Genomic DNA, 25564 nt, shown 5'->3' with positions numbered 1-25564 from the left:
GACAGTGTCGGTATTAGCCTTCAGTTTCAATTCACTCCTTAAAATATGTTAATAATAAAATAACAGGTTTTATCTATTATGTCAATTTTAATATATTGATTAGATTCTAATTATTATACATGACAAATATGGAGATATTGATTTATGTTTAATATGATTTTTGGAATATACCAATTATTGTAATCAGATTATTTATCTAGATTATGAAAGCCTATACTCCACTTACATTAACTGATATAAAGAATTTGTACTTGCAAAGTAACAGGTAGACCATTATTATTGGTTTCATTGATATAAAATGTTTTTTGTAAGGGGAAAATAGGAAAATGAAAACATATCTTCAAAAAATGGGGCGTTCATTGCAACTACCCGTTGCGGTACTTCCTGCCGCAGCTCTTTTACAGGGTATCGGACACTTAATGCCACAAAGCTGGGGTCTTGCTCAGTTTATGCAGGCTGGAGGTGTTGCGATACTTAATCAAATCGCACTATTATTTGCGGTTGGATTGGCTTTTGGGATGTCCAAGGATAAAGATGGAGCAGCTGCTTTAGCAGGTTTGGTTGCCTACATTATTCCAGTTGGAATTTTAACTCCAGCTAATGTTTCATTGTTGATGGGTATAAGTGTTAAATCAGTTGATCCAGCATTTAACTTTGTCTCTGGTAATGTACTAGTAGGTATCATTGCTGGTCTATCTGCTGGTGCTTTGTATAATCGTTTCCATGAAACTAAGTTGCCAATGGCACTTTCATTCTTTAGTGGAAAAAGATTAGTACCGATTATAGCTTCATTAGTTATGTTATTAGTAAGTGCAGTATTATTGTTTGCCTGGCCAACTATCTATGATGCACTCGTAAACTTTGGTAAGTTCTTTATTAATTTAGGTGCCGTTGGTGCTGGATTATATGGTTTCTTCAATAGATTGCTGATCCCAACTGGATTACATCAAGCACTTAATCAAGTCTTCTGGTTCAATGTCGCTGGTATCAATGATATTGGTAATTTCTGGGCTAACAAGGGTGTTAAAGGTGTTACCGGAATGTATCAAGCTGGATTTTTCCCAGTTATGATGTTTGGATTACCAGCTGGTGCATATGCAATTTATCGTAATGCTTTACCAGAACGTAAAAAGGAGACAGCCGGATTGATGATGGCCGGAGCCTTTGCTTCATTCTTTACGGGTGTTACTGAGCCATTAGAGTTTTCATTTATGTTTGTGGCATGGCCACTATATGTTCTACATGCAGTCTTTGTAGGACTTTCACTTGGCGTTGCTGCTTTTATGCATTGGACAGCCGGATTTACATTTAGTGCAGGTTTGGTCGATTACTTATTGAGTATTCATATGCCGATTGCCAACATGCCTTTGATGTTACTAGTGCAAGGAATATTTATGGCAGTTATTTACTACTTCGGATTTAATTTTGCTATTAAGAAATTCAATTTAATGACACCGGGACGTGAACCTTTAAATACTGATGCTGTTGATGAAGTTGAAGTTTCAGATAATGACGATAAGTATTCACTTGTAGCTAAGAAAGTTTATGCTGGAATTGGTGGATATGAGAACATTAAAGTAATCGATAATTGTACAACGCGTTTACGTTTACAATTATTTGATACTGATAAAGCAGATCAATCACTTATTAAAACTTCAGGTGCTGCCGGAGTTAATATTTTAGATAAGAACAACATTCAAATTATTATAGGAACAGAAGTACAATTCGTAGCTGATGCATTAACAAAATTATATGATGCAAAAACACCTTTGACTAAGGCTAAATCAACTACAGAATCAGAAGAAAAGTCTGAACCAGCTAAAGAAGAACCAGTTTCTGATGTTAAATCAGGAACAGAAACCTTCTATAGTGTAGCTAATGGAAAACTTGAAGATATTGAACAAGTTCCAGATGATACATTCTCACAAAAAATGTTAGGGGATGGATATGCAGTTGTTCCAACTGATGGACAAATAGTTTCACCAGTCGATGGAACGATCACAACCATTTTCCCAACTAAACATGCAATGGGAATCAAAACTGAAGATGGTTTGGAAGTCCTTTTGCACATGGGAATCGATACTGTGCAATTAAAGGGTGAACCATTTGATGTTAAAGTAACTGATGGACAAGCGGTTCGTCATGGTGATCTACTAGCATCAGTTGATCTTGATGCCATAATTGCAGCAGGAAAGAAAACTGACATGATGGTTATTGTTACTAATATGTCAGTTGTCTCCATGATGAAATTTAAAAATTTAGATCGACAAGTTACCAAAGACGACGATGTCGTAAAAATCACTACTAAGTAAATAGCAAAAGACCTTAATCGAAAATATCGATTGGGGCCTTTTTACTGTAATTAAATAATCAAAAAACGTGGCAAACTTGTCTGATTATTTTATGATATAAAGATATTACAAAACCAAACGTCATTGAATCAGGCTAGTGAAGACTATTTCTTAACTTTAGTTGATTTTACTGTGACGCTTGAGTTTCAGCAAGTGGGGGTGAAAAGCTTAAAATGTAATTACAAGATAAACACTGTAGGACTGGCTTTATTTAATTGACCATATTGAAATAATGAAGTTGGCAAGGGCTGAATAAATTAATAGCCTGAAAAGACTTTAATCCAATAGGTAGAAATTAGAAATACTATGAAAAAAGTAGCAAATGAATTCGCTTTCATTATCTGTGCAATTTATATAAAAAACCGTCAATCCCTTGGTACATCATTGGTCTAAACCACTGGTGCGTAAGTGATAGCTTGATTTAGAGCCTTTTTAGATGATAATTATTATCGCTTTATCAAAAAAAGAAAATTTAAAAAACCTTAAAGATTCATTACGTTTTATATTTTTTTATATAAAAAGGTGTTTTTTTTCAGAAAAAATGATATTATGTAAGGGTTCACAAAGAAGGGTGAGCTCGATTAAAGTGCCTTATTACGAAATTATTCCATTTTAATTTTTATCAAGGGACTATCATTGTTTAGTTTAAGTAAGCGCTTTAGTCACTAATTCATAAGGAGGATTAAAGATGGTAGGGATTATCATTGCTAGTCATGGTAAGTTTGCCGACGGTATATTGCAATCCGGATCAATGATCTTTGGAGAGCAAGAAAACGTCAAAGCCGTTACACTTATGCCTAGTCAAGGCCCAGACGACTTAAAAGCTAATCTGGAAGCTGCAATTGCATCTTTCGATGACCAAGACGAAGTATTATTCTTAGTCGATCTTTGGGGTGGTACACCTTTCAACCAAGTTAATAACTTGTTTGAAGCACATAAAGACAAGTGGGCAATTGTTGCCGGCTTGAATTTACCTATGTTGATCGAAGCATATGCATCACGCATGTCTATGGACAGCGCGCACGAAATTGCTGCTCATATTATTGAAACAGCAAAAGAAGGTGTTAAGGTTCGTCCTGAAGCACTTCAACCAAAAGAGGCTGCAAAACCTGCAGCTGCTAAATCTACTGGTAGTGCCGGTAGAGCAGGATCATTTGAATATGTTCTTGCACGTATTGACTCACGTTTATTGCATGGTCAAGTTGCAACTGCTTGGACAAAAACAACAAACCCAACACGTATTATCGTTGTTTCTGATGCCGTAGCTAAGGATGAACTTCGTACAAAGTTGATCCAACAAGCTGCTCCATCAGGTGTTAAAGCCCACGTTGTTCCTGTTGATCAAATGATCAAGATCGCCAAAGATGACAAACATTTCGGTGGTCAACGTGCATTGTTACTATTTGAAGACCCACAAGATGCATTACGTGCTGTCGAGGGGGGAGTTCCTTTGAAGGAAATCAATGTTGGTTCAATGGCCCACTCAACTGGTAAAGTTCAACCTAACAAGGTTTTGGCTTTTGACCAAGATGACATTGATACATTCAAGAAACTTGAAAAAGAGGGCGTAGAATTTGATGTTCGTAAAGTTCCCGCTGACTCAAAAGACAACATGGATTCAATCTTGAATAAGGCTCAAGAAGAGCTTAACAAGAAAAAGTAAAATAATTATCAGAGGAAAATTGGAGGATTAATAATCATGGACTTGAACATTTTTCAAATGATATTAGTCGTTTTAGTATCATTTCTAGCTGGTATGGAAGGTATTTTGGATGAATTCCACTTCCACCAGCCAGTTATCGCCTGTACATTAATCGGATTAGTTACAGGTAACCTAATACCATGTTTGATTTTAGGTGGTTCACTACAAATGATTGCTCTTGGTTGGGCAAACATTGGTGCTGCTGTTGCTCCTGATGCTGCTTTGGCATCTGTTGCTTCCGCAATTATTCTTGTTCTTGGTGGCGAAGGTAGAAAAGGTGTTTCATCTGCTATCGCTATCGCTGTTCCATTGGCTGTTGCCGGTTTGTTACTAACAATCATTGTTCGTACAATTACAACTGGTATTGTTCATATTATGGATAAGGCTGCCGAAGAAGGTAGTTTTAGAAAAATTGAATTCTGGCAAATTGTTGCTATCTGTTTACAAGGTATCCGTATCGCTATTCCTGCCGCTATGATCTTGGCAATCGGTGCTGGTCCTGTTAGAGGTATGCTAAATGCTATGCCTTCATGGTTAACTGACGGTCTTGCCGTTGGTGGTGGTATGGTTGTTGCTGTTGGTTACGCAATGGTTATCAACATGATGGCTTCTAAAGAAGTTTGGCCATTCTTTGCTATTGGTTTCGTTCTAGCAACTGTTACAGATCTTACATTGATCGCACTTGGTACTATTGGTATTTCTATGGCACTCATTTATCTTAAGCTTGAAAAAACTGGCGGCGGATCAAATGACGGCGGTGGTTCAAATACCGGTGATCCAGTTGGCGATATAATAGACAATTACTAGGATGGAGGAAGAAAAATTGGCTGAAGAATTAAAGTTATCTAAAAAAGATCGTATAGCCGTTTGGTGGCGTTCAACCTTCATTCAAGGTTCATGGAACTACGAACGTATGCAAAACGGTGGTTGGGCATATTCAATGATCCCAGCACTTAAAAAATTATATTCTACTAAAGAAGACCGCGCATCAGCATTGAAGCGTCACTTGGAATTCTTTAATACTCACCCTTACTTAGCTTCACCTATTTTAGGTGTTACTATGGCCCTTGAAGAAGAACGTGCTAACGGCGCACCCGTTGACGACGTTGCTATCCAAGGTGTTAAAGTTGGTATGATGGGTCCTCTAGCTGGTATTGGTGATCCAGTGTTCTGGTTCACTGTTAAGCCTATCGTTGGTGCTCTAGCAGCATCACTTGCTATGACAGGTAATATCTTAGGACCAATCATTTACTTCGTTGTATGGAATGCTATTCGTATGGGATTCATGTGGTATACACAAGAACTTGGTTACAAGGCCGGTTCAAAGATCACAGAAGATATGTCTGGTGGTTTGCTACAAGACATTACTAAAGGTGCTTCAATTCTAGGTATGTTTATCCTAGGGTCCTTGATCAACCGTTGGGTTGTTGTTAAGTTCACACCGACTGTTTCATCAGTTAAACTTGACAAAGGTGCCTTCATCGACTGGGCTCATTTACCAGCAGGTGCACAAGGTGTCAAAGAAGCATTGATCCAACAAAAAGCAGGTCTATCATTGACTGCACATAAAGTTACAACATTACAAGATAACTTAGATAGTTTAGTACCTGGTTTAGCTGCTTTACTACTAACATTCTTATGTATGTGGTTACTAAAGAAGAAAGTTTCACCAATCATTATCATTCTTGGTTTGTTCGTTGTCGGTGTTATCCTACACGTACTCCACGTTATGTAATAATTGGGTTAATAAATTGGATGGACTCTTTGGAGTTCATCTTTTTTTTTACCAAAAAATTCATAGGTGTATAATGACAATTAATTAGAGAAAGAATGGAGTAAATCAAATGGTCCAGTCAATCAATACAAAGTCTGATCTTGTCATAGATGGTACTTCACACGTTGGTATGTCGGAGTACGGCAAGATCATGGTCGGTGACAGAGGATTTGAATTTTATAGTGATAGAGACGCTAAAAATTATATTCAAATTCCCTGGAAAGAAGTCGACAAGGTTATTGTTTCCATAGTTTTTAAGGGTAAATGGATACCTCGCTATGCTTTGAAAACAAAGAAAAACGGAATGTATGCATTCTCTTCCAAAGATCCTAAAAAGGTTCTTAGAACCATCAGAAAGTACATTGCACCGAAAGACATTGTCCAATCGCTAAGTTTCAATGATGTTGTTAAACGTGGTGTTAAGAATCTTTTCACACGTAAAAAGAAAAACAAGAAGAAATAATAGAAAAACGTCTATCAATTTTTATTCGATAGACGTTTTTTATTTTGGACCAATTTGAATGGTCATTTGAATAAGAAGGGTGTAAGTAACTCGATTACCTTACAAGCTTTATTTTAAGTTATGAAACGCGTTCCACAGCAAGTGTTTTTTGAAAATAATTCACCATATTCCAAAAGCTTAATATTTGACGTTTTAAGAGAGTATTAAAAAAGACGACCAATTGTCCAAGATAATGTTGATCGTCTTTTCTAGAGCCTATTAGCTATGTTTAAAAGTATTAACTGAGCTTAAATGGTTGCGTTGTTTGAATTGGCTGGTTAGTTTGAATGTTCAAGAATGACATTATAACGTCGTCATCAGTACTATTTACTTTAACTAAGAGTGCGCCGTCAAAACTTTTTCCTGGTTGTACTTGGTCGTTATTGCTTGAATTAACAATACCAGCATAATCACCGGTAGCTTGAGTCGCTGATAATTGTTGATCGTCTTGTTTTAGGATCATGTACTTAGATTGGATCTGAGAAGGATTTTGAGGTGACTGTGTTTTATTGGTGTAATTGTAATTGATCATTAACGCTGCGTCACCATTGGCATCCTTAACTAATTTTACGTCGTTTGACAGCTTGAAAGCGAACCAATCGCTAGTATATGAGAGTTCATTGTAGGTCCCAGCATTCTTGATCGATTTATCATCAGAACCAGCATTTTTAGTTTCGTCCTTTTTTTCTTCAGCTTTTGTCTCGTCTTTTACAGTTTGTGGATCTTGCTTCTTTGGCTTATCAGTAGTTTTTTTCTTAGGTGTAACTTTTTTTAGCTTTATATCAGTTTTTTTGCTGGAAGCTTTGTTCTCAACTTTTGGAGTAGCATCTGATTTACTGTTGTTAAAGAAGTAAATTCCACCACCGATCAAGCAGATCAACAGCAGAGAAATGATGGTAATAAAACTTTTCTTCTTGTAGAAAGGCTTTTTACGGTTGCGGAATGCGCGACGAGTTAAGTTAGAATTATTTTTTTGGTGACGTCTATTCATGGTCTAAAACCCCCAAAGTATATACCCTTATAGTAACTTAGTTGATAGTAATTATCATAGTCATTTTGTCATAATTTTTTAACTAAAAGTAGAAAAATATTTTTCGAGGAAAAAAGACAAAAAGTATTGAACGCCCTCTTAAAAAATGGTATAAATATCTGGTCGAAACATGTGGGGTTTCTATCAATATAAAAGGGGGTCAACAATGATGTTGTTTTTTGGTAATCATGGCGACTATGAGGTCACTTGCAAGTTTTTGAATAAAGAAGGCCAGCGAATTGCTAAGAAGCGCGTCTGTCACAACGTTTCTAAGAAAGAAGCACGTGACGGTATGAGGGATTATATTACAAATAGATTCTCTGATACTATTGATGTAGCTCAGCCCATTAGAGTTGTTGCTAAGCCAGCAGTCTCTAAATAATACAGAAGAATAATATACATAAGTCGCCTTTGGGGCGATTTTTTTATTTTCATTAATAAATGAAAATAACGATTGTGATAATATATAATAGGTATCTTTCAAGAAAGTTGGTAACATCACAAATATGGTAAAACTAATTATGGTAAGACATGGGGAAAGTATTGCAAATGCCCTAAATCGTTACACTGGTTGGAGCGACGTTGACCTTACCAAAATGGGAGAGCAGCAAGCACATCAAGCTGCAAAACAATTACAAGGTATAGAGATCGAACACGTACACACGTCTGTTTTAAAACGAGCTATTATGACTGCTTATTTGATTCAAGATGATCTTAATATCAATTATGTGCCGATCACTAAGAGTTGGCGCTTAAACGAACGACACTATGGAGCATTGCGTGGGCAGAACAAAGATGAGACGCGTGTTGAATATGGTGTTGAACAAGTTAGATTGTGGCGCAGAAGTTATTACACGATGCCACCTAAGTTAGCCAAACCAGATAAAAATGTGGGACCATACAAATATCTCGATCCAAGGGTTATGCCGCTGTCTGAGAGCTTGTTTCAAGCCTATAAGCGGATTATACCTTACTATGTTGATACGATTGCACCACGTCTTTTAGAGGGCAAAAATCAATTGGTAGTGGCTCATGGCAGTACTATCCGTGCGTTGATCAAATATCTTGAAGACATTAGTGATAAAGATATTGATGGTGTAGAAGTTGCTAATGGTAAACCACTGATTTATGAATTGGATAGTAAGCTAAATATTATTAAATCAAATCGAATGGAATAAAAAATGGACCGATTATTTTAAATAATCGGTCCATTTTTTTATTCATCATCATCGTCATCAATAGGTTGGTCGATTGGGATATCTCGTAATGCTGAGCTATCTTTTCTAACTAATCTGAGACGGTTTAATGATACTTTGCCTAGAACTAGCGGAACACGTTCTTCCAATACGTCACTGTAGGATAATCCAAACCAGTTAGCAGGAGAAATGAATTTCTGTAGTAATAGACGAAGTCTGATAATACCTTTTTTAACATTGCTGATCTTAGTGTCAGGCGAGAGAACTTCTTTGATAAGAACAAATGAGAAGTCACCAACTTGACGATCAGGGATGGTGGTATATTTTTGCGGTTGTGATTTGATCTCACCACTAGCCATAAGATCTTGTACGACTTGTCTTAGATAGACGTTAACCTTTCGATCAACTCTAAAGCCAAGATACAATTGAACACTGACCATGTAGTCAGTATCAAAAGTTTCAACGCTGTACGCTGCAGTATATGGTTCATCAGTAACATTTACTGTTACGAACCAGTAGACTTCAGCACGCTTTGGCCGTTTGTCTAAGATCGAATAAAGAATATTTTTCTTGATCCGGTAGCCATCGTGAACTTTAGTCAAGTAAACCAGGTTAGTTGTGTAAAGCGGATAACTTGGATCTTTTCTAAGATCATTTAATTGATGTTTGAAAGCTAGTAATGATGCGAAGTGGCTTCTAAAGGTATTGTCATCCATTAGACGGTCACCGTATCTCCAGATGAACATTACACTGATCAAAACAGCGGCGATGAACATTGTGATATAGGCACCATGAATGAATTTACTACTGTTTGTTACAAAGAAGATACTCTCGATAACAAAGAAGAAGCCAATGATTAAGGATGTTAATAGACGATTGAATCGTTTCATCAATAACCATTGATGGAGCAAGATAGTCGTCATCAGCATTGTGATCGTGATTTCCAAACCGTAAGCATTTGACATGTTCTCGGAATTTTTGAAATAAACAACGATAAACATACAAACGACCCAAATAATTGTGTTAACAGTTGGAATATATAACTGTCCTTTGAAATTAGTAGGGTAGTAAGTCTTCAAACGTGGGAAAATTCTCAGTTTGATAGCTTCTGAAACTAAGGTATATGATCCAGAGATCAAAGCCTGTGAAGCAATGATAGCGGCCATAGCTGATAGGAAGATACCAAAGATACGTAAATTGCCAGGCATTGATTGATAGAACGGATTCATTGAATCCATTGCCTGCATAGCAGCGCTATCTTTGACACGTAACAACCAAACAGCTTGACCTAAATAACTTAACAAGAGACAGATTTTAACAAAAGGCCAACTAGTATAAATATTAGAACGGCCAACGTGTCCCATGTCAGAGTACAGAGCTTCAGCACCAGTTGTGGCTAGGAAGATACTTCCTAAAATGAAGACACCACGAATATTGATCGGGCTGCGCAATAATTCAAAAGCGTAGTAAGGGTTTAGGGCACGAATAATAGTCCAATCAAAGGAGATATTATACAGTCCCATTAAGCCTAAAAAGGCGAACCAGACTAACATGATCGGTCCAAAAGCTTTACCGATTAATTGTGTTCCGAATCTTTGAATGAAGAATAACGTCGACAAGATTATCAAAGTAATGATGATAACTTGTGTCTGATTATGAATCAGAACGTTGTTGTTAAAGGCTATCCCCTTTAAACCTTCAATCGCAGCCGTAACAGTAACAGCTGGTGTCATCATTCCATCGGCCAAGAAGGTTTCCCCTCCGACCATAGCTGGAATTATCAGCCATTTAGCACGCTTCCTAACTAAAGTATAGAGGGCAAAGATACCACCCTCACCACGGTTATCAGCACGTAATGCAATCAAAACGTACTTGATCGTGGTTACTATGGTCAGTGTCCAAAATATTAAGGAAACACTACCTAAAATAAAATTGGTGGACATTTTACTTAATCCACCATTCCCCACCATTAATGAGTGCATAACATATAGAGGCGAGGTCCCGATGTCTCCATAGACAATTCCTAAGGCAATCAGAAATCCCGCTAAACTCATTTTTGAACGAGGATTATTTTTTAAAGAATTCAATTCACGTTTTTCCATTATAAATAATCTCCAAATAAACAGTTCAAGCGTGATTATAACATTAGAAAAGAGCACATGAAACCTTTTAATTTTGGTCTAGTTAGTAAGCGCTTTGTTGATGAGGATTACTGAAGTCTGGTATTAATTCTGTTTGTGAAGTGGAATTGATAGTTTTGCATTCTCTAATTCAAAACTATATTTCAAATCTTGATTGCCACGGACTGTCATGCCAAAGTCAGTTGCGTATATAATCAAGCCTAATTGGTGATCTTTTAGTAGGTGATAGAAGTTGGGTTGTAATGAAACACTGAGGTCGTAGAATTTGTCGGGTATTAATTCATCAGACTTATATGGATTGTGACGATTTTGAAGATTGATATGTCCTTTAGTGATCATCTTTGAGGACGTTTCTTTACCTAATTCAAATTCTCTGAGATCATCTTTTCTCCAGTCAAATGTTTCATCGATACCATTTGGTGTCAGAACAGAAGGAGAGACGTTGAGACGTTTTGCCTTACCATAATCAACTAATTGGAAACTTAACATACCAAGATCTTGATTAGATGAAACAGTTAAATCAAGTTTTGGAATTCCATCCAAAGTCATGTTTTCTGATAATTTATCAGTTTTGAAAACTAAACGATTGTCATTTAGAGGACTGTCATCTTTTAGGAGATCAGCTTGCCAAACATCGTTGTCTTTTGAATATGCCCAGTATTGATCATCTGGTAGAGAATCCTTGAAGGAAACGGTTGTATCAGAAGGCTTGTCAGCCAGTTTATTAGGTGCCAAATTGAAGACTTTGCGAGGGTTTTCAGGGTCACTCCAGTTGTCGTAAGTATCCCAGGTCTCAGGCTTGATATTGTCTTGAATAATGACATCTGGCAAGATCTTTTCAGCTTGATTGTCGACATCTAACAATTCATGTGTCATCCACAAGTTGATCATGTCTGTATAATCGATCGAACGGAAATTGTTGATGTAGATATGTTGACCTTGATGAAGGATAGCTTTTTGAACAATGTTGTTATTCTTGATACCATTCCAAAGTCTTTCAACATTTCTTGGTTTAACGTTCCAATCATTTAGTCCGTGAACCATTAAGACATCAGCTTTAATATTCTTAAAGTTCTTGTGGTAATTTCTAGCATCCCAATAAGTGTTGTAATCACCAGTATCACGATCTTGGTCATGATTCAATTCAATCAATTTTTCATCCCAAGCTTCTTTAATACGGTGGAAATCACCAGGGTTTAGGCGACGGCTGAAGGTTTCTTCGGCTAAAACGTCAGCATCCTCACCAGGGAATCCGCCAGCGGCAATAACGAGTCCGCCATCGCGATAATAGTCGTACCAACTAGAGATAGCAGCTTCTGTAACGATAGTCTTTAGACCTTCAACACCAGTAGTTGCGGCGGCAGTGGCTAATGTGCCTAGATAAGAGCGGCCAGTCATACCAACTGATTTGTTTGACCACCAAGCTTTAATCTCAATATTGTCGACACGATTTGTGAAAGCAACACGATTTCCAGCTAACCATTCGATGATGGCAATCGTAGAAGTAGTTTCTTCTGGACCACCAGTAGTGCGCATACCATCGGAGTCGCTAGTACCAATTCCTGAAGCGTAAACCACAGCAAATCCACGAGCTAAGAAGTAGTCATTCAAACTGTAAGAGAGATCTTTGATAAATCCTTCTTCAGTTTCCGTTGTACTACCGTTGATAGGACGTTTGTCGGGTAGCTTTTCGTCAGGTGTGTGATATTCAATGTCTTCATATTTAGTATCATTTGGTTCCTTGTGACGTAAAGGAACGTTGACATTGTGAGTCATTTCCAAACCTGTCTCGTCATTTGTGCCTTGTAGATAAGGAGTAGCAGTATAGAGAACTGGAACTTTTAGACCTTTTTCTGTTTGGGCAGGACGGATTATTTCGGCTTTTAGTAAGTCTAATTTGCCATCGTTATCAGTGTCTTGTGATGATTCAACATAGACGACTTCACGGATCAATTTATGTGGATCAAAGACAGGCAATGTTTTACCGTTGAAAAGCAATTGCTTAGTCGTATCTTTGTAGAATGGAACAAAATATCCTTGAGTAGCCAATCTGTCAATGAAGGATTGGCCATTTTTAGTATGGGTAGCTAAGAGCCAATACCAAGCTGAAATAATCTCATCATGATCGAAGTTATCAGTTTTGTGATCGGAGACCTTGAGTTGGATTTTTTTCATAGCTTCCAGTGGATCAGAAAAAGTAAAGTCCACATCAGGATTAAATTGTAAAAGTTGAAGAGCAATATTATAGAGGGCAGGTACAGATACTTGTTCGTTGTTTTCTAAATAATCGTAAACATCTAAATCTTCAGTAGCTTGCAATGAATGCAATCTGTGAGCAAATGCTTGGTCAGATTTTATCTCGGGATAACCAAGTTTTAAAAAGCTCTTTAAAAGTTTGCTTGGACTAGTCTCAGCCTCATTGTCTTTGTTTAAGAATCTGATTTCTTTCAGTTCCTTAATTTGAGTATCAAAATCAGTGGGACGAATAGCAAATTGATTATTACGCATAACAAAACATCTCCTTAATCTATTTATGACTCATGTCTTCAGTATAAGATAATTAATTCACAATTACTATTTGATTTGTGAAGTTGTCAAAAAATGGGTCGATGGTGTTTTGATAATTGTGTCTGCTATGAGTGATCGGGAGTTAGCCTGCTGTTTGGTCACTGAATTTAATTAATAAAAATAAAAAAATTCCGTAGAGATACAAGATTTATTATTAAATCTGTATAACTACGGAGTTTTATTTTCTATTATATTTATAAGGATATATAGCCGAAGTGGGTGAGTAATGGAGCCAGTTGTGCAAGTGGAGTTTTACTCCACCGACGATTCTGAGATTTGCGAAGCAAAGCTCAAAATCGAGTTTCGAGACCGAGGCTCGGAACGTTCGCGTAACAGGTGGAATTACTCACCCGCTTCGGCGGAAATCAAAACCTATGCCAATGCGCCCATTGGATCCCATGGTGCAAGAACCTTAGGATCTTTAGACTCAGTATCAAAAGTTTCTTTTAGGGAATCACTAAGAAGATCCTTGTTGATAACGAGTTGGTAAACATATTCGTCAAACCATGAATCACTCATGACGAAGTAACCTTTAGTACCGACTTTTTCACCCCATGAATTTTCGACTTTCCATTTGAGTGGTTTGCCGTTTTCATCAAGGTCTACACCGGTGATAACCATAGCGTGTGTCATCATACTTTCGATGTAATCAAGGCGTTGTGCCTTAGTAAGTCCAAGATCAGTATTTAAAAGTCCTTCAAGGTCATAGATATTTGTATCCATGATTCCGACTTTTGTATCAGAGCTTTGTCCAACATCACTACCGAACCAGACTACTTCACCGCTTTGCAATTGTTTAACGGCCAAGTCCTTGAAGTCATTGATTTCAAGATTCAAGTGACGTACCTGACGTCCACCGACAACGTTACCTAGCATTTCAACGGTATAAACGTGGTTGTAAGGTTTATCATCAGTTGGAGCATTAATAGTTGAAACGTAGTTATCTAAGTCCCAGCCAACGTACTTCTTAAAGAATTCTTGTGGTGTGATATCTGATTCCTTGTGATATTTCTTATCGTCATCACGATAAGCCCAGTCAAATTTGGCAGGTGGTTCACCGACTGTATAAACTAAGATCTTGTAAATTTCACTTAGCATTTCGTTCTTTTGACGTTCAATATCTGCTTCTGATTCGTTCTTGTTAACTAAGTCGCGCAAAATGATAGCATCTTTACGGAGTTTAGTATTCAAGACAGTATTGAGTTCGTTTGACTTAGTTCTGCTGAAAGTATCAGGCATAACGCTCTTAGGAACGACACCATATTTTTGAACAAGTGCCATGACCATATCCCATTGTCCACCATCTTGTTGTGGTGTTGTCATTAGGAAGTCAACTTTTCTGTCGCCAACGGGTAGGTCAGCAGTGTTGATCACGTTTTGGAAGAAGAAGTTAGATTTCTCTAATTTGTCCCAGAACAACATGTATCCTTCAGATAATTCAAAACCTTTGATCTTGAAATCTTTTTGTAGGGGATGTCTCATTGTATTTAAGGCTGCAAAGACCCAGCAGAGTCCAGATTGTTTTTGATCGGCAACGGCACCAGTATCAATATCAACTGAGAAAATAGGGTCCATCGCTACTTTAGAAGCAATTGTTTCACTTGATTTGTAGAGACCATTATTTACAACGGAATTTTTGATAGCTGAAGATCCAGGAGTTTGTTCAAAATTTTCTTGAAACTTGGCTAATTCTTGTGATGTTATTTCTTTTGTCATAAAATTTCTCCCTCTAATTTTATACGAGTTGCTAGATGAGAAACCTCGTTAATTCATTTAATAGATGAATCATCATCTTGAGCAACTTCTCTTTATTTATTTTTTCGGCACAAACGTATGTTCTTTTCTAGTATAATAAAAATTAGAAAAGAGGTGATAAATATGGTACTAAAAGGTATTAAACTTCGGATATATCCGAATCAAGAACAGATTGAACATATTGCTTTGAACTTTGGCGCTAATCGTTTTGTTTGGAATCAAATGTTAGACATGATCCAACAAAGATATGAAAACAATCCTGAATCCACATTCTTAAGTGCATATAGTCTTAACTACCTGCTTCCACAACTAAAGAAGGAATATTCTTGGTTAAAGCTGGCTGAAAGCACAGCTTTACAAGCGACGGATCATGACTTGATTGAAGCATTCAAAGGCTTCTTCAAGCATATTAGGAAACAACCTAAATTTAAAAGTAAGAAGTTTCCTAAGCAGAGCTATCAATGCAAGTTTATAAGTAACAATATAGCTTTGACCGACAAACATGTGATCCGTTTGCCAAAACTTGGATCAGTAAGGTACAAGTCTGGCCAAAAGATATCAGGCAAAATCAAGGCGGTGACAATACGTAAGTCAACTACCAACAAGTATTATGCTGTCGTCTTAGTTGAATGCGAGAACCAAGTATTCTCTAAGACTAAAAGGCAAGTTGGTCTTGATGTTGGTGTATCTGATCTCTTGATAACGTCTGATAGTGTTAAATATTCTACGGTCAGGTTCGATAAAAACCTAGAACGTAAGAAACACTATTGGGAAAAGAGATTGGCCAGAAGAAGATTACTGGCTATCAAGGATATCCATAAACAAAAGAAATATGGACTTATTGAGCCAAAATCACTCGATCAATATAAGAACTATCAAAAGGCTAAAATCATGGTGGCCAAATACAGTGAGAAGATAAGTAATCAAAGAAAAGATTACTTACATAAGATCACAACTCAATTAGTCCACGACTACGATACGATCGTTATTGAAGACATCAAGACTAATAATCTCTTGAAAAATCATAATCTTGCACGTGCAATTGCCAACCAATCATGGCGCCAACTGCGCCTGATGTTGGAGTACAAATGTACTTGGTATGACAAACAACTAGTTGTCATTGATCCATATAAGACCAGTCAGATATGTTCAAACTGTGGCTATGATGACGGTAAACATGAATTAGATGTACGTGATTGGTCGTGTCCAAATTGCCATGTACATCACGATCGTGATATTAACGCCAGTAAAAACATTCTTAATAAAGGCTTGGGACAAGCCTTAGTAAAATAGCTCTAGCCTCTACTAATTGGTTGAAATGCCAGTTGGCAAGTTAGGAGTGTTCCTAGAAGTTCGTTACTTTAGTGACGAGTAATTCACCTGCACTCAATTACTTTTGGACCATCGTCATAACCGACAACAATCGTGTTAACTAGGTCAAGGAACAATCCATGGGCAACGATACCCACTTGGTGATCTAGCCAATCAGCCAAAAGATGTGGATGTTTGATTGATCCCATCTTGAGGTCGATTACGTAATTTTTATTATGCGTTAATACACGTTTTCCATTTTCGTCCAAACGGAACTCTGGTTGCAAGTTTTCGGCTTTGAGATCAGCAAAGGTCTTCTCACATCCAAACGGAATGACTTCAGTTGGAAGTGGGAAACTGCCTAATTCGTCAGCTAGTTTTGATTGATCAACGATCCAGATGTTCTTGTGTGAGTTAGTAGCAACCATTTTTTCTAGCAAATGAGCAGCACCGCCACCTTTGATTCCTTGGAAATTTTTATCAATTTGATCAGCGCCATCAATTGTTAAGTCAATATGATCAACTTCATTTAAGTCCTTCATTGGAATACCTAATGATTCAGCTTGTTTTTGAGAACGTGATGAAGTAGCTACACCAACGATGTTTTTGATCTCACCATTTTGGTATCTTTTGCCGAGTTCTTCAATCATATAATAAACAGTTGATCCTGTACCTAATCCTACGACGGAATCACTTTGAATGAAGTCTACTGACTTAATACCGACAGCTTTTTTAAGTTCATCTTGATTCATTTTTCTCCTCCTAGAAGTTCTTGATAGTTTTTAGTTAAGAAGTGCTGGATCTCTGGAGTGCTTTTAAAAGTCGCCTTAGCATATGAGCAAACTGGAACTATCTTTAGATCATTCAATTCTGCATATTCTAAAGCAGCGTCTAATAACTTTTTAGCCAGTCCTTGACCACGATAGTCTTCATTGACAAAGGTATGATCGATCGAAATTATGGAGTCATCGATTTTGGTGATCCCAACTTCGCCAACTAAAATATCGTTTTCCTCGATGTAAAAACGATTAGTTTCTGACTTTATTTCCATAAACAGCCCCCTTTAAAAACTTTTAATTCAATATTACCGTATTAATGAAGGAAAGTCAGTGTTCAGGATAGTTTTATATCCATTAGAATGCTATCATTTTATGTATCTAATAGTTTGGTGAGGTTGAAATTTTGAATAAAAAACGCGGTTTTGAAATTGTCGAGAAATATCGTGAACAGGGAATTAATTTGCCAAAGAGACAGACTAAAAACGCTGCTGGGTATGATATCGAGAGTGCAGCCGATTTTGTAGTTCCTTCAATCTGGAAATTTGGAGTACTAAATGTTTTAAAATTTTTATTTAACAAGGGTAAAATAGAAGATCTAGAATTAGACAAAGTTCAAAAATCTATCAAACCAGTTTTGGTTCCAACCGGAATTAAGGCTTATATGCAAGATGATGAGGTTTTGATAATTGCCAGTCGTTCTAGTAATCCGTTGAAGCGAGGACTTTCAATTCCTAATGGAATCGGAGTGGTTGACGCTGACTACTATAATAATGAAGGAAACGAGGGAGAATTGTTTGTTCAATTGATCAATTTCTTCCCTGTGGATTACAAAATCAAGAAGGGTGAACGCTTAGCTCAAGGCATTTTCATCAAGTATCTAACAACTGATGATGATGAAGGCGGTCTTAAAGAAAGACAAGGCGGATTTGGTTCATCTGGAATTTAGTTAAGGAAGGAATTTTTAGTGGCTAAACCAAAAACAAAATATATTTGTCAAAATTGTGGTTACGTTTCTCCAAGATATTTGGGACGTTGCCCAAACTGTGGTGTTTGGAATCAGATGGTAGAGGAAATCGAGCATAAAGAAGTTGCTCAGGCTACTCCTAGTCGTCGAACAAGTGATTTGGAGTCGAAACCGATCAGTTTGAATAATGTTTCTTTTTCAAAAGAGGAACGTGTTAAAACTAAAATGTCAGAACTTAATCGAGTCTTAGGTGGCGGCATCGTACCTGGATCATTGATTTTGATCGGTGGTGATCCTGGTATTGGTAAGTCGACTTTATTGATGCAAGTTTCAGGTCAATTACAAGACGCTGGTGGTAAAGTTCTGTACGTTTCTGGTGAAGAGAGTGCTTCGCAGATCAAGATGCGTGCTGATCGTTTAGGAATCAATGGGGATGATCTATTTGTCTATCCGCAGACTGATATGAGCTACATCAGGGAAACTATCAATGATATTAAACCTGACTATCTAGTTATTGATTCAGTTCAGACAATGGATGAACCAGAAATTACTTCAGCGGTCGGTAGTGTGTCGCAGATCAGAGAAGTTACAGCAGAATTGATGAATATTGCTAAACAACAGAATATTACAGTTTTTGTTGTTGGACATGTGACCAAGGGTGGAGCTATTGCTGGGCCTAAAGTTTTGGAGCATATGGTGGATACAGTTTTGTACTTTGAAGGCGATACTCACCATAGTTATCGTATTTTACGTTCAGTTAAGAATCGTTTCGGATCAACTAATGAAATCGGTATTTTTGAGATGAGGACTCAAGGCTTGATCGAGGTCGATAATCCTTCTGAAATATTCTTAGAGGAAAGATTAACTGATACCAACGGTTCAGCTGTTGTTGTATCTATGGAAGGAACTAGACCTATTTTAGTTGAGATCCAGTCTTTGATCTCTCCAACCATTTTTGGGAATGCCAAGCGTACAGCCACGGGATTAGACCATAATCGAGTGTCAGTTATTATGGCTGTTTTAGAAAAACGTGGTAACTTGATGTTGCAAAACCAAGACGCTTATTTAAAATCAACTGGTGGTGTAAAATTAGATGAGCCAGCGATTGATTTGGCGTTGGCTATGGCTGTTGCATCAAGTTATAAAAACCTTGGTATTCCAGCAACAGATTGCTTTGTTGGTGAGATCGGTCTAACTGGAGAAGTTAGACGAGTAAATCTGATCGATCAAAGAGTTAATGAGGCTGAAAAATTAGGTTTCAAACGGATTTTTATTCCAAAGAACAATCTCGGTGATTGGTCGAAGGATAATACAATACAAATTATTGGAGTTTCTACAGTTACAGAAGCAATGAATAAAGTTTTTAACTAGGAGGTTTTCTATGCGAAAAATATTAATTAACGCTATTTTCGCATTGCTTGGGATAGCATTTGGTATAACATTTTTGCCAGCGCTATGGATCGTTACTGGTATGGCAGATATCAATTGGTTAAACAACGGTTATGTTGACGGACTTATTGGTGGAGTTATTTTATATTTATTATCATTCTTATTTGTTAAGCCGATATCTGACCTAAATACTAGAATTGAAAAGTACCTTAATTCACGCTCACCCGGCTGGATAATTTTTGGGGCACTCTTCTTGATTGGAGGACTCATCTTAGCAAACATCATTTCGATTCCTTTCTATATGATGCATAATATGTTCGCTAATATTATTCCCCCAATTCTAATGATCATTTTCGGATTTGTCGGATTTAGAATGGGAACAAGTCGAAGAAATGATTGGCGTAGTTTTTCTATAAGCAAGCGTAAAAATAATGATAAAAATGAGGGATTGGATTTCAATGGTGAGATTACTCGCCGTGAATCTAAAAAAGATTTTTATCCCTATAAGATCCTTGATACATCAGTCGTTATCGATGGAAGAATTCATCAAATAGCACAGACAGGTTTCCTTGAAGGAAAGTTAATGATCCCTGATTTTGTGGTTCATGAATTGCAATTGATCTCTGATTCCAGTGACAATCAAAAGCGTGAACGTGGACGTCGTGGTTTGGATATTTTAAATGAGATCAAGATGGATCAAACAATAAATTATGAAACAACAACGAGAGATTATGATAATATTCCTGAAGTTGATATGAAATTACTTAAATTAGCTAAAGAAATTGGTGGCGCTGTAATTACAAATGATTATAATTTAAGTAAGGTGAGTGAATTTCAAAATGTTCAAGTCCTGAATATTAACGAACTAGCCAAAGTCTTAAAACCTATGGTTTTGCCAGGAGAGACAATGACTGTTAATGTAATAAAGGAGGGTACTGAACGAGAACAAGGTGTTGCGTACCTAGAAGATGGAACGATGGTCGTCGTTGAAGATGGAAAGTATTTCATTGATAAAAAGGTCGACGTTGTTGTAACTAGTGCACTGCAAACAGATGCTGGTAAAATGATTTTTGCAAAACCTAAGCATTCTATGAATGGTATCCAAGGAAGCACCAAGAATGGTTCAAAGGAAAAGAAAAATCCTAAGAATAATTCGCAAAATAAGAGGGGAGTCAATAGAAATGGCAAAAAAGTCAGATAGTAAAGTACGAGTTAGATATGCACCAAGTCCTACAGGACACTTGCATATTGGTAACGCTAGAACTGCAATCTTTAATTATTTGTTTGCAAGAAGACATAAGGGGACTTTTGTTATCCGTATCGAAGATACAGATACAAAACGTAATGTTGAAGGCGGAGAACAAAGCCAACTAGAAAACCTTAAATGGTTAGGTGTCGATTGGGATGAAGGTCCTGATATCGGTGGAGATTACGGTCCTTATCGTCAATCTGAAAGAAAAGAAATTTATCAAAAATATATCCAAGAATTACTTGATAAAGGTCTAGCTTACGAATCATATCTGACTGAAGAAGAATTAACTAAAATGCGTGAGGATCAAGAAGCTCGCGGAGAAATGCCTCACTATGAATATGAATTTGCTGGTATGAGTGAAGAAGAAAAGGCAGCTAAGATCCAAGCAGCTAAAGATGCCGGTTTAACGCCAGTTGTCAGAATTCATGTTCCAAAGGGTAAAGATTACGAGTGGGATGATATCGTTAAGGGTAAAGTTTCAATCGATTCCGATACTATCGGTGGAGATTGGATCATCCAAAAACGTGACGGTATGCCAACGTATAATTTTGCCGTTGTTATTGATGACCATTTGATGGAAATCAGTCATGTTCTCCGTGGTGATGATCACGTTGCTAACACACCAAAACAATTGATGATTTATGAAGCACTTGGCTGGGAAGCTCCAAGATTCGGTCACATGACTTTGATCATCAATACTGAAACTGGTAAGAAGCTAAGTAAACGTGATGAGTCGATCCTACAATTTATCGAACAATATCGTGCATTAGGTTATTTGCCAGAAGCTATGTTTAACTTCATTACTCTATTAGGCTGGTCACCAGTTGGTGAAGATGAATTATTCACACGTAAACAATTTATCAAGATCTTTGATGAAAATCGTTTGAGTAAATCACCGGCTAAATTTGATCAAAAGAAATTGGAATGGGTCAATAATCAATATGTTAAGACTGCTGATGTTAGTGAAATCACAGACTTAACACTTGAAAACTTGATCGAAGCAAAACGTATTCCAGAAAACCCTGATACAAATACTATTCAATGGGTAAGACATTTAACAGAATTGTATATGCCACAAATGAGTTTTACACAACAAATCGTTGAACTATCAGACGTCTTCTTCAATCAACCAGATGTTTTGACAGACGATGAACAAAAAGAATTAGCAGACGATGACGCTCGTCCAGCAATCGAAGACTTACGTACTAAACTTGAGAAACTAGATCGCTTCACAGCATCAAGAATCATGGCTGCTATCCAATCAGTTCGTGCAGATACGGGTGTTAAAGGTAGAAAACTTTATATGCCAGCAAGAATCGCTGCCACACGTACAATGCATGGTCCAGCAATTGCTGAAGCTATCGAATTAGTTGGTCGAAAAAAGGCTCTAGCTAATATTGATACTACTTTGTCACAAATGGACTAAATTTGAATAAATAAAAAAGAGGTTGAAGGCTCAATTTGCCTCGACCTCTTTTTTTTAACAGTTAATACGGGAAGGAGAAATCATGCTAAAGATATTCAACACGTTGACACGTCAAAAAGAAGAATTTAAATCGATCATCCCAAATGAGGTTCACATGTATGTCTGTGGTCCAACGGTTTATAACTATATTCATATTGGAAATGCTCGATCGATCGTAGCTTTTGACACGGTTCGCCGCTATTTAGAGTATTTAGGCTACAAAGTAACCTTTGTATCTAATTTTACTGATGTTGATGACAAGATGATCAAAGAAGCAAATCGTGAGGGTACGACTGTACCTGCCGTAGCTGACAAATTTATCAAAGCCTTTTATGAAGATGTAGGTAAGTTAAATGTTCAAAAAGCTACTATTAATCCACGTGCGACAGATAATATAAAAGAAATTATTGAATTTATTTCTGACTTGATTGAAAAAGGCTATGCTTATGAATCAGAGGGGGATGTCTTCTATCGCGCTCGTAAATTCAAACATTATGGAGAATTATCAGATCAAGATATCGATCAACTAGTTCAAGGTGCTAGTGAACATATCGGTGAAGCTGAATTTGATAAGAAGCAAGATCCAGTAGATTTTGCTCTCTGGAAAAAGGCTAAGCCTAATGAAATAAAATGGGATTCACCTTGGGGTGAAGGGCGTCCGGGCTGGCATATTGAATGTTCAGTTATGTCGACTAAATATTTAGGAGACACCTTTGATATTCACGGTGGTGGACAAGATCTTGAGTTCCCTCACCATGAGAATGAGTTGGCTCAAAGTGAAGCTAAGACTGGTAAGAAATTTGTTAATTACTGGATGCATAATGGTTTTGTTACGGTTGAGAATAACGAAAAGATGAGTAAGTCACTAGGCAATTTTGTTACTGTGCATGATCTTGTAACGAAAGTAGATCCACAAGTATTGCGTTTCTTCTTATCTTCAACTCATTACCGCAGACCTTTGGAATATTCACAATCTAATTTGCAAAAGGCAGCTGATAATCTTGAGAAGATCAAGACAGCTTACAATAACTTGCAATTCAGATTGGACGATGCTAGTGGTGCTGCCGATGATATCAAGAGTAAAGTGGCAGTTATTTCTGACAAATTCAAAGAAGCCATGAATGATGACTTTAATGTTCAAAATGGTTTAACTGAGATTTTTGAGTTGGTCAGTTTAGCAAATAATTACAGTGCTCAAGATGAGATCAACGCTGATAGTGCTCAAGCTATTTTGGATGAAATGGCATTGTTGGGCGGTATTTTGGGTATCAAATTTGACGAACAACAAGATTTGTCAGATGAGATCCAAAAGATGGTCAATCGACGTGATCAAGCACGTGCAGACAAGGATTTCGCAACGAGTGATCAATTAAGAGATAAATTAAAAGAAATGGGTGTCATTCTTGAAGACACTCCACAGGGAACACGGTGGCACATTAATGGTTAAAATTGAACAATTAAACGGTGTTACTTTGGCATATTTAGGGGATGCTGCTTATGAGGTTTATATTCGCAGACATCTATTAGATCTGAATATCACTAAGGTAAATCTGTTGCAGCAAAAGGCTAAACACTATGTTTCGGCCAAGGCTCAGGCGGCACTTATAAATTTGATGTTAGAAGAAAACATTTTATCTGATGAAGAGATCAGGATCTATAAGAATGGCCGTAATGCAAAAAAGTATACTAAAGCTAAGAATACCGGTGTTCTGACATATCACATGTCAACTGGATTTGAAGCTTTGATCGGTTATTTAGATATAAAGAAAGATCAAAAACGTTTGGAAGAATTAATTCTTTGGTGTATTAAAAAAGTAGAATCGGGGGAAACTGATGCAGAACAATTCGAATGATAATGACAATGAAGAGAGTGAATTAGTTTTTGGACATCACTCAGTTGTTGAGCTATTAAAGTCACCAACAGCGGGACAACGTGTCAATAAAGTATTGGTTCAAAAGGGACTTAAGAGTTCACATATCGGTGAAGTTATTGAATTGGGCAAACGCAGCAAATTGATCGTGCAAGAAGTTCCCAAGGCAAAGCTAGATGATATTACCAATGGTGGAAATCACCAAGGTATGGCCGCATACATTGCGCCATATCAATATGCAGAGCTAGATGATATTTTTAAAGCTGCTAAAGATAAGAATGAAGATCCATTTATTTTGATTTTGGATCGGATTGAAGATCCACATAATTTGGGATCAATTTTGAGAACGGCAGATGCAGTCGGTGTTCACGGAATTATCGTGCCTAAACATCGTTCAACTGGTTTGACTTCAGTTGTCGCTAAGACTTCGACTGGTGCGATCGAGCATGTTCCAGTCGTACGTGTGACTAACTTGGTCAATACTATCAAGGACCTAAAGAAAGAGAATGTTTGGGTCTTTGGTACAGCTATGGAAGGTGACAACTATCGTAACTGGAATGCTAAAGGTGCAGTTGCTTTGGTTATCGGTAACGAAGGTAAGGGTGTTTCACCTCTCGTGCAAAAACAAGTTGATCAGACTTTGAGTATTCCAATGGTAGGACATGTTCAAAGTTTAAATGCCAGTGTTGCTACTGGTGTCTTATTGTATCAAGCATTTGCTTCAAGACATTAAAGTCAAAATCCTTTTGGGATCTGGCTTTTTTATATTTTGAAATAATCAATTCAGTATCTAGTCTAACGAAGTTTTAATGAACTAGCGTTCTCTTATATTGTTAACTGTCCAATGATAAATTTAAATAGAAAAATCGTTCATAGAAGAGGGGAACTTTTATGAACATATCTGAGACTGATCTGATTTCGATGGTTAAGCGGGGAAATGATTCTGATTCTTTGCAAAAATTGATCAAACGTTATAAACCAATGATAGAAAATTTATTTCAGCAATATTATATCCACGGTTATGATCGCAACGATTGGTATCAGGAAGCATTCATCGTCTGTCATGAAACATGTATGATTTTCAATGGCAGTAACGGATCACAGTTTGGCAGTTTCTTTAAAATGAGATTTAAGAATCACATTATTGATATTGTTCGCAGGGAGAATACTGATAAACGTCAAGCTAATCAGAATACACATTCATTTGAAGTATATTTGGTCGAAGATCATCAATCATTTATCTCCAATCAACACACAAAAATGGTCGATCTGGTCAACTGTTTGGAAGGTTATTTTAATGATTTGAGTCACCGAGAAGCGTTGGCATTACAGTTTCTATTGGGTAAAATCGGATTGGAAGATGCATGCTTATCCGCTCAGTGCAGTAAAGAACAAATGGTCAGAGCGACTAGTCGTTGTAAAACCAAGATCAAAAGTCAGTTACACTAAAATTATTGGACTTTTGATATTTAAAAAGCTACAATTAACAGGATAATAAACTGCATAGATTCTGG

General features: G+C 37.1%; 22 protein-coding genes. 16 read left to right on the top strand and 6 right to left on the bottom strand.

Annotation, left to right across the window (positions count from 1 at the left end):
* Window positions 1-326: 326 nt before the first annotated feature.
* The 5 genes from nagE to EKM60_RS08620 all read left to right on the top strand — a co-directional run bounded on the left by nagE (window position 327) and on the right by EKM60_RS08620 (window position 6290).
* On the top strand, window positions 327-2312 hold the full coding sequence (gene nagE, locus EKM60_RS08640; RefSeq protein WP_125714488.1) for an N-acetylglucosamine-specific PTS transporter subunit IIBC: 1986 nt from the start codon (window positions 327-329) through the stop codon (window positions 2310-2312).
* Window positions 2313-3039: 727 nt separating this feature from the next.
* Window positions 3040-4014, top strand: a complete 975-nt coding sequence (locus tag EKM60_RS08635; RefSeq protein ID WP_125714486.1) for a mannose/fructose/sorbose PTS transporter subunit IIA — start codon at window positions 3040-3042, stop codon at window positions 4012-4014.
* A gap of 36 nt (window positions 4015-4050) precedes the next feature.
* On the top strand, window positions 4051-4860 hold the full coding sequence (locus EKM60_RS08630) for a PTS mannose/fructose/sorbose transporter subunit IIC (RefSeq protein ID WP_125714484.1): 810 nt from the start codon (window positions 4051-4053) through the stop codon (window positions 4858-4860).
* A gap of 16 nt (window positions 4861-4876) precedes the next feature.
* The gene (locus EKM60_RS08625; protein WP_125714482.1) at window positions 4877-5788 is read left to right on the top strand and encodes a PTS system mannose/fructose/sorbose family transporter subunit IID; all 912 of its coding nucleotides are present in this window, start codon (window positions 4877-4879) and stop codon (window positions 5786-5788) included.
* Between the two features lie 109 nt (window positions 5789-5897).
* Window positions 5898-6290, top strand: coding sequence for a DUF956 family protein (locus EKM60_RS08620; protein WP_125714480.1), 393 nt, complete (start codon window positions 5898-5900; stop codon window positions 6288-6290).
* Between the two features lie 277 nt (window positions 6291-6567).
* Here the strand turns inward: EKM60_RS08620 and EKM60_RS08615 are convergent, their stop codons facing one another.
* Window positions 6568-7320 (bottom strand): DUF5067 domain-containing protein, encoded by a 753-nt coding sequence (locus EKM60_RS08615; protein ID WP_125714478.1) that lies wholly within the window; start codon window positions 7318-7320, stop codon window positions 6568-6570.
* A 205-nt stretch (window positions 7321-7525) separates the two neighbouring features.
* Here EKM60_RS08615 and EKM60_RS08610 point away from each other — a divergent pair, with 205 nt between their 5' ends.
* Window positions 7526-7741, top strand: coding sequence for a hypothetical protein (locus EKM60_RS08610; RefSeq protein WP_225420961.1), 216 nt, complete (start codon window positions 7526-7528; stop codon window positions 7739-7741).
* Between the two features lie 124 nt (window positions 7742-7865).
* Complete coding sequence (locus EKM60_RS08605) at window positions 7866-8537, top strand: 2,3-bisphosphoglycerate-dependent phosphoglycerate mutase (RefSeq protein ID WP_125714476.1); 672 nt, start codon at window positions 7866-7868, stop codon at window positions 8535-8537.
* Between the two features lie 38 nt (window positions 8538-8575).
* On the opposite strand, the gene EKM60_RS08600 is transcribed toward EKM60_RS08605, so the two are convergent.
* From EKM60_RS08600 to EKM60_RS08590, 3 genes are all read right to left on the bottom strand, one after another.
* Window positions 8576-10657, bottom strand: a complete 2082-nt coding sequence (locus tag EKM60_RS08600; protein ID WP_125714474.1) for a KUP/HAK/KT family potassium transporter — start codon at window positions 10655-10657, stop codon at window positions 8576-8578.
* 123 nt (window positions 10658-10780) lie between these two features.
* Complete coding sequence (locus EKM60_RS08595) at window positions 10781-13204, bottom strand: Xaa-Pro dipeptidyl-peptidase (protein ID WP_125714472.1); 2424 nt, start codon at window positions 13202-13204, stop codon at window positions 10781-10783.
* A 432-nt stretch (window positions 13205-13636) separates the two neighbouring features.
* Complete coding sequence (locus EKM60_RS08590) at window positions 13637-14980, bottom strand: C1 family peptidase (RefSeq protein ID WP_125714470.1); 1344 nt, start codon at window positions 14978-14980, stop codon at window positions 13637-13639.
* A 162-nt stretch (window positions 14981-15142) separates the two neighbouring features.
* On the opposite strand from EKM60_RS08590, the gene EKM60_RS08585 reads away from it, so the two are divergent.
* A complete protein-coding gene (locus tag EKM60_RS08585; protein WP_125714468.1) occupies window positions 15143-16312 on the top strand; it encodes an RNA-guided endonuclease TnpB family protein in 1170 nt (389 codons plus the stop codon).
* Window positions 16313-16395: 83 nt separating this feature from the next.
* Here EKM60_RS08585 and rpiA read toward each other — a convergent pair whose 3' ends face one another.
* Together rpiA and EKM60_RS08575 are read right to left on the bottom strand one after the other, a co-directional pair.
* Entirely contained in the window at window positions 16396-17082 is a 687-nt protein-coding gene (gene rpiA / locus EKM60_RS08580) for a ribose-5-phosphate isomerase RpiA (protein ID WP_125714466.1), read from the bottom strand.
* Entirely contained in the window at window positions 17079-17381 is a 303-nt protein-coding gene (locus tag EKM60_RS08575) for a GNAT family N-acetyltransferase (protein ID WP_125714464.1), read from the bottom strand. Before EKM60_RS08575 ends, rpiA begins: the two co-directional genes overlap by 4 nt.
* Before the next feature lie 131 nt (window positions 17382-17512).
* Here EKM60_RS08575 and EKM60_RS08570 point away from each other — a divergent pair, with 131 nt between their 5' ends.
* The 8 genes from EKM60_RS08570 (at window position 17513) to EKM60_RS08535 (ending at window position 25499) form a co-directional block, all read left to right on the top strand.
* Window positions 17513-18055, top strand: a complete 543-nt coding sequence (locus EKM60_RS08570; protein WP_125714462.1) for a dCTP deaminase/dUTPase family protein — start codon at window positions 17513-17515, stop codon at window positions 18053-18055.
* An 18-nt stretch (window positions 18056-18073) separates the two neighbouring features.
* Window positions 18074-19444 (top strand): DNA repair protein RadA, encoded by a 1371-nt coding sequence (gene radA / locus EKM60_RS08565; protein ID WP_125714459.1) that lies wholly within the window; start codon window positions 18074-18076, stop codon window positions 19442-19444.
* Window positions 19445-19454: 10 nt separating this feature from the next.
* Entirely contained in the window at window positions 19455-20663 is a 1209-nt protein-coding gene (locus EKM60_RS08560) for a PIN/TRAM domain-containing protein (RefSeq protein ID WP_125714457.1), read from the top strand.
* On the top strand, window positions 20644-22140 hold the full coding sequence (gene gltX, locus EKM60_RS08555; protein ID WP_125714455.1) for a glutamate--tRNA ligase: 1497 nt from the start codon (window positions 20644-20646) through the stop codon (window positions 22138-22140). Before EKM60_RS08560 ends, gltX begins: the two co-directional genes overlap by 20 nt.
* Before the next feature lie 82 nt (window positions 22141-22222).
* Window positions 22223-23626 (top strand): cysteine--tRNA ligase, encoded by a 1404-nt coding sequence (gene cysS / locus EKM60_RS08550; RefSeq protein WP_125714453.1) that lies wholly within the window; start codon window positions 22223-22225, stop codon window positions 23624-23626.
* On the top strand, window positions 23619-24032 hold the full coding sequence (locus EKM60_RS08545) for a Mini-ribonuclease 3 (protein ID WP_125714451.1): 414 nt from the start codon (window positions 23619-23621) through the stop codon (window positions 24030-24032). The genes cysS and EKM60_RS08545 overlap by 8 nt, the downstream gene beginning before the upstream one ends.
* Window positions 24013-24783: a 23S rRNA (guanosine(2251)-2'-O)-methyltransferase RlmB gene (gene rlmB, locus EKM60_RS08540; RefSeq protein WP_125714449.1), complete on the top strand. Its 771-nt coding sequence runs from the start codon at window positions 24013-24015 to the stop codon at window positions 24781-24783. Before EKM60_RS08545 ends, rlmB begins: the two co-directional genes overlap by 20 nt.
* 158 nt (window positions 24784-24941) lie before the next feature.
* Window positions 24942-25499 (top strand): sigma-70 family RNA polymerase sigma factor, encoded by a 558-nt coding sequence (locus EKM60_RS08535; RefSeq protein ID WP_125714446.1) that lies wholly within the window; start codon window positions 24942-24944, stop codon window positions 25497-25499.
* The last annotated feature ends 65 nt before the right edge of the window (window positions 25500-25564 follow it).

The sequence above is a fragment of the Companilactobacillus kedongensis genome (assembly GCF_003946625.1).
Taxonomy (GTDB): domain Bacteria; phylum Bacillota; class Bacilli; order Lactobacillales; family Lactobacillaceae; genus Companilactobacillus; species Companilactobacillus kedongensis.
This window is presented reverse-complemented; position numbering and strand designations above follow the sequence as displayed.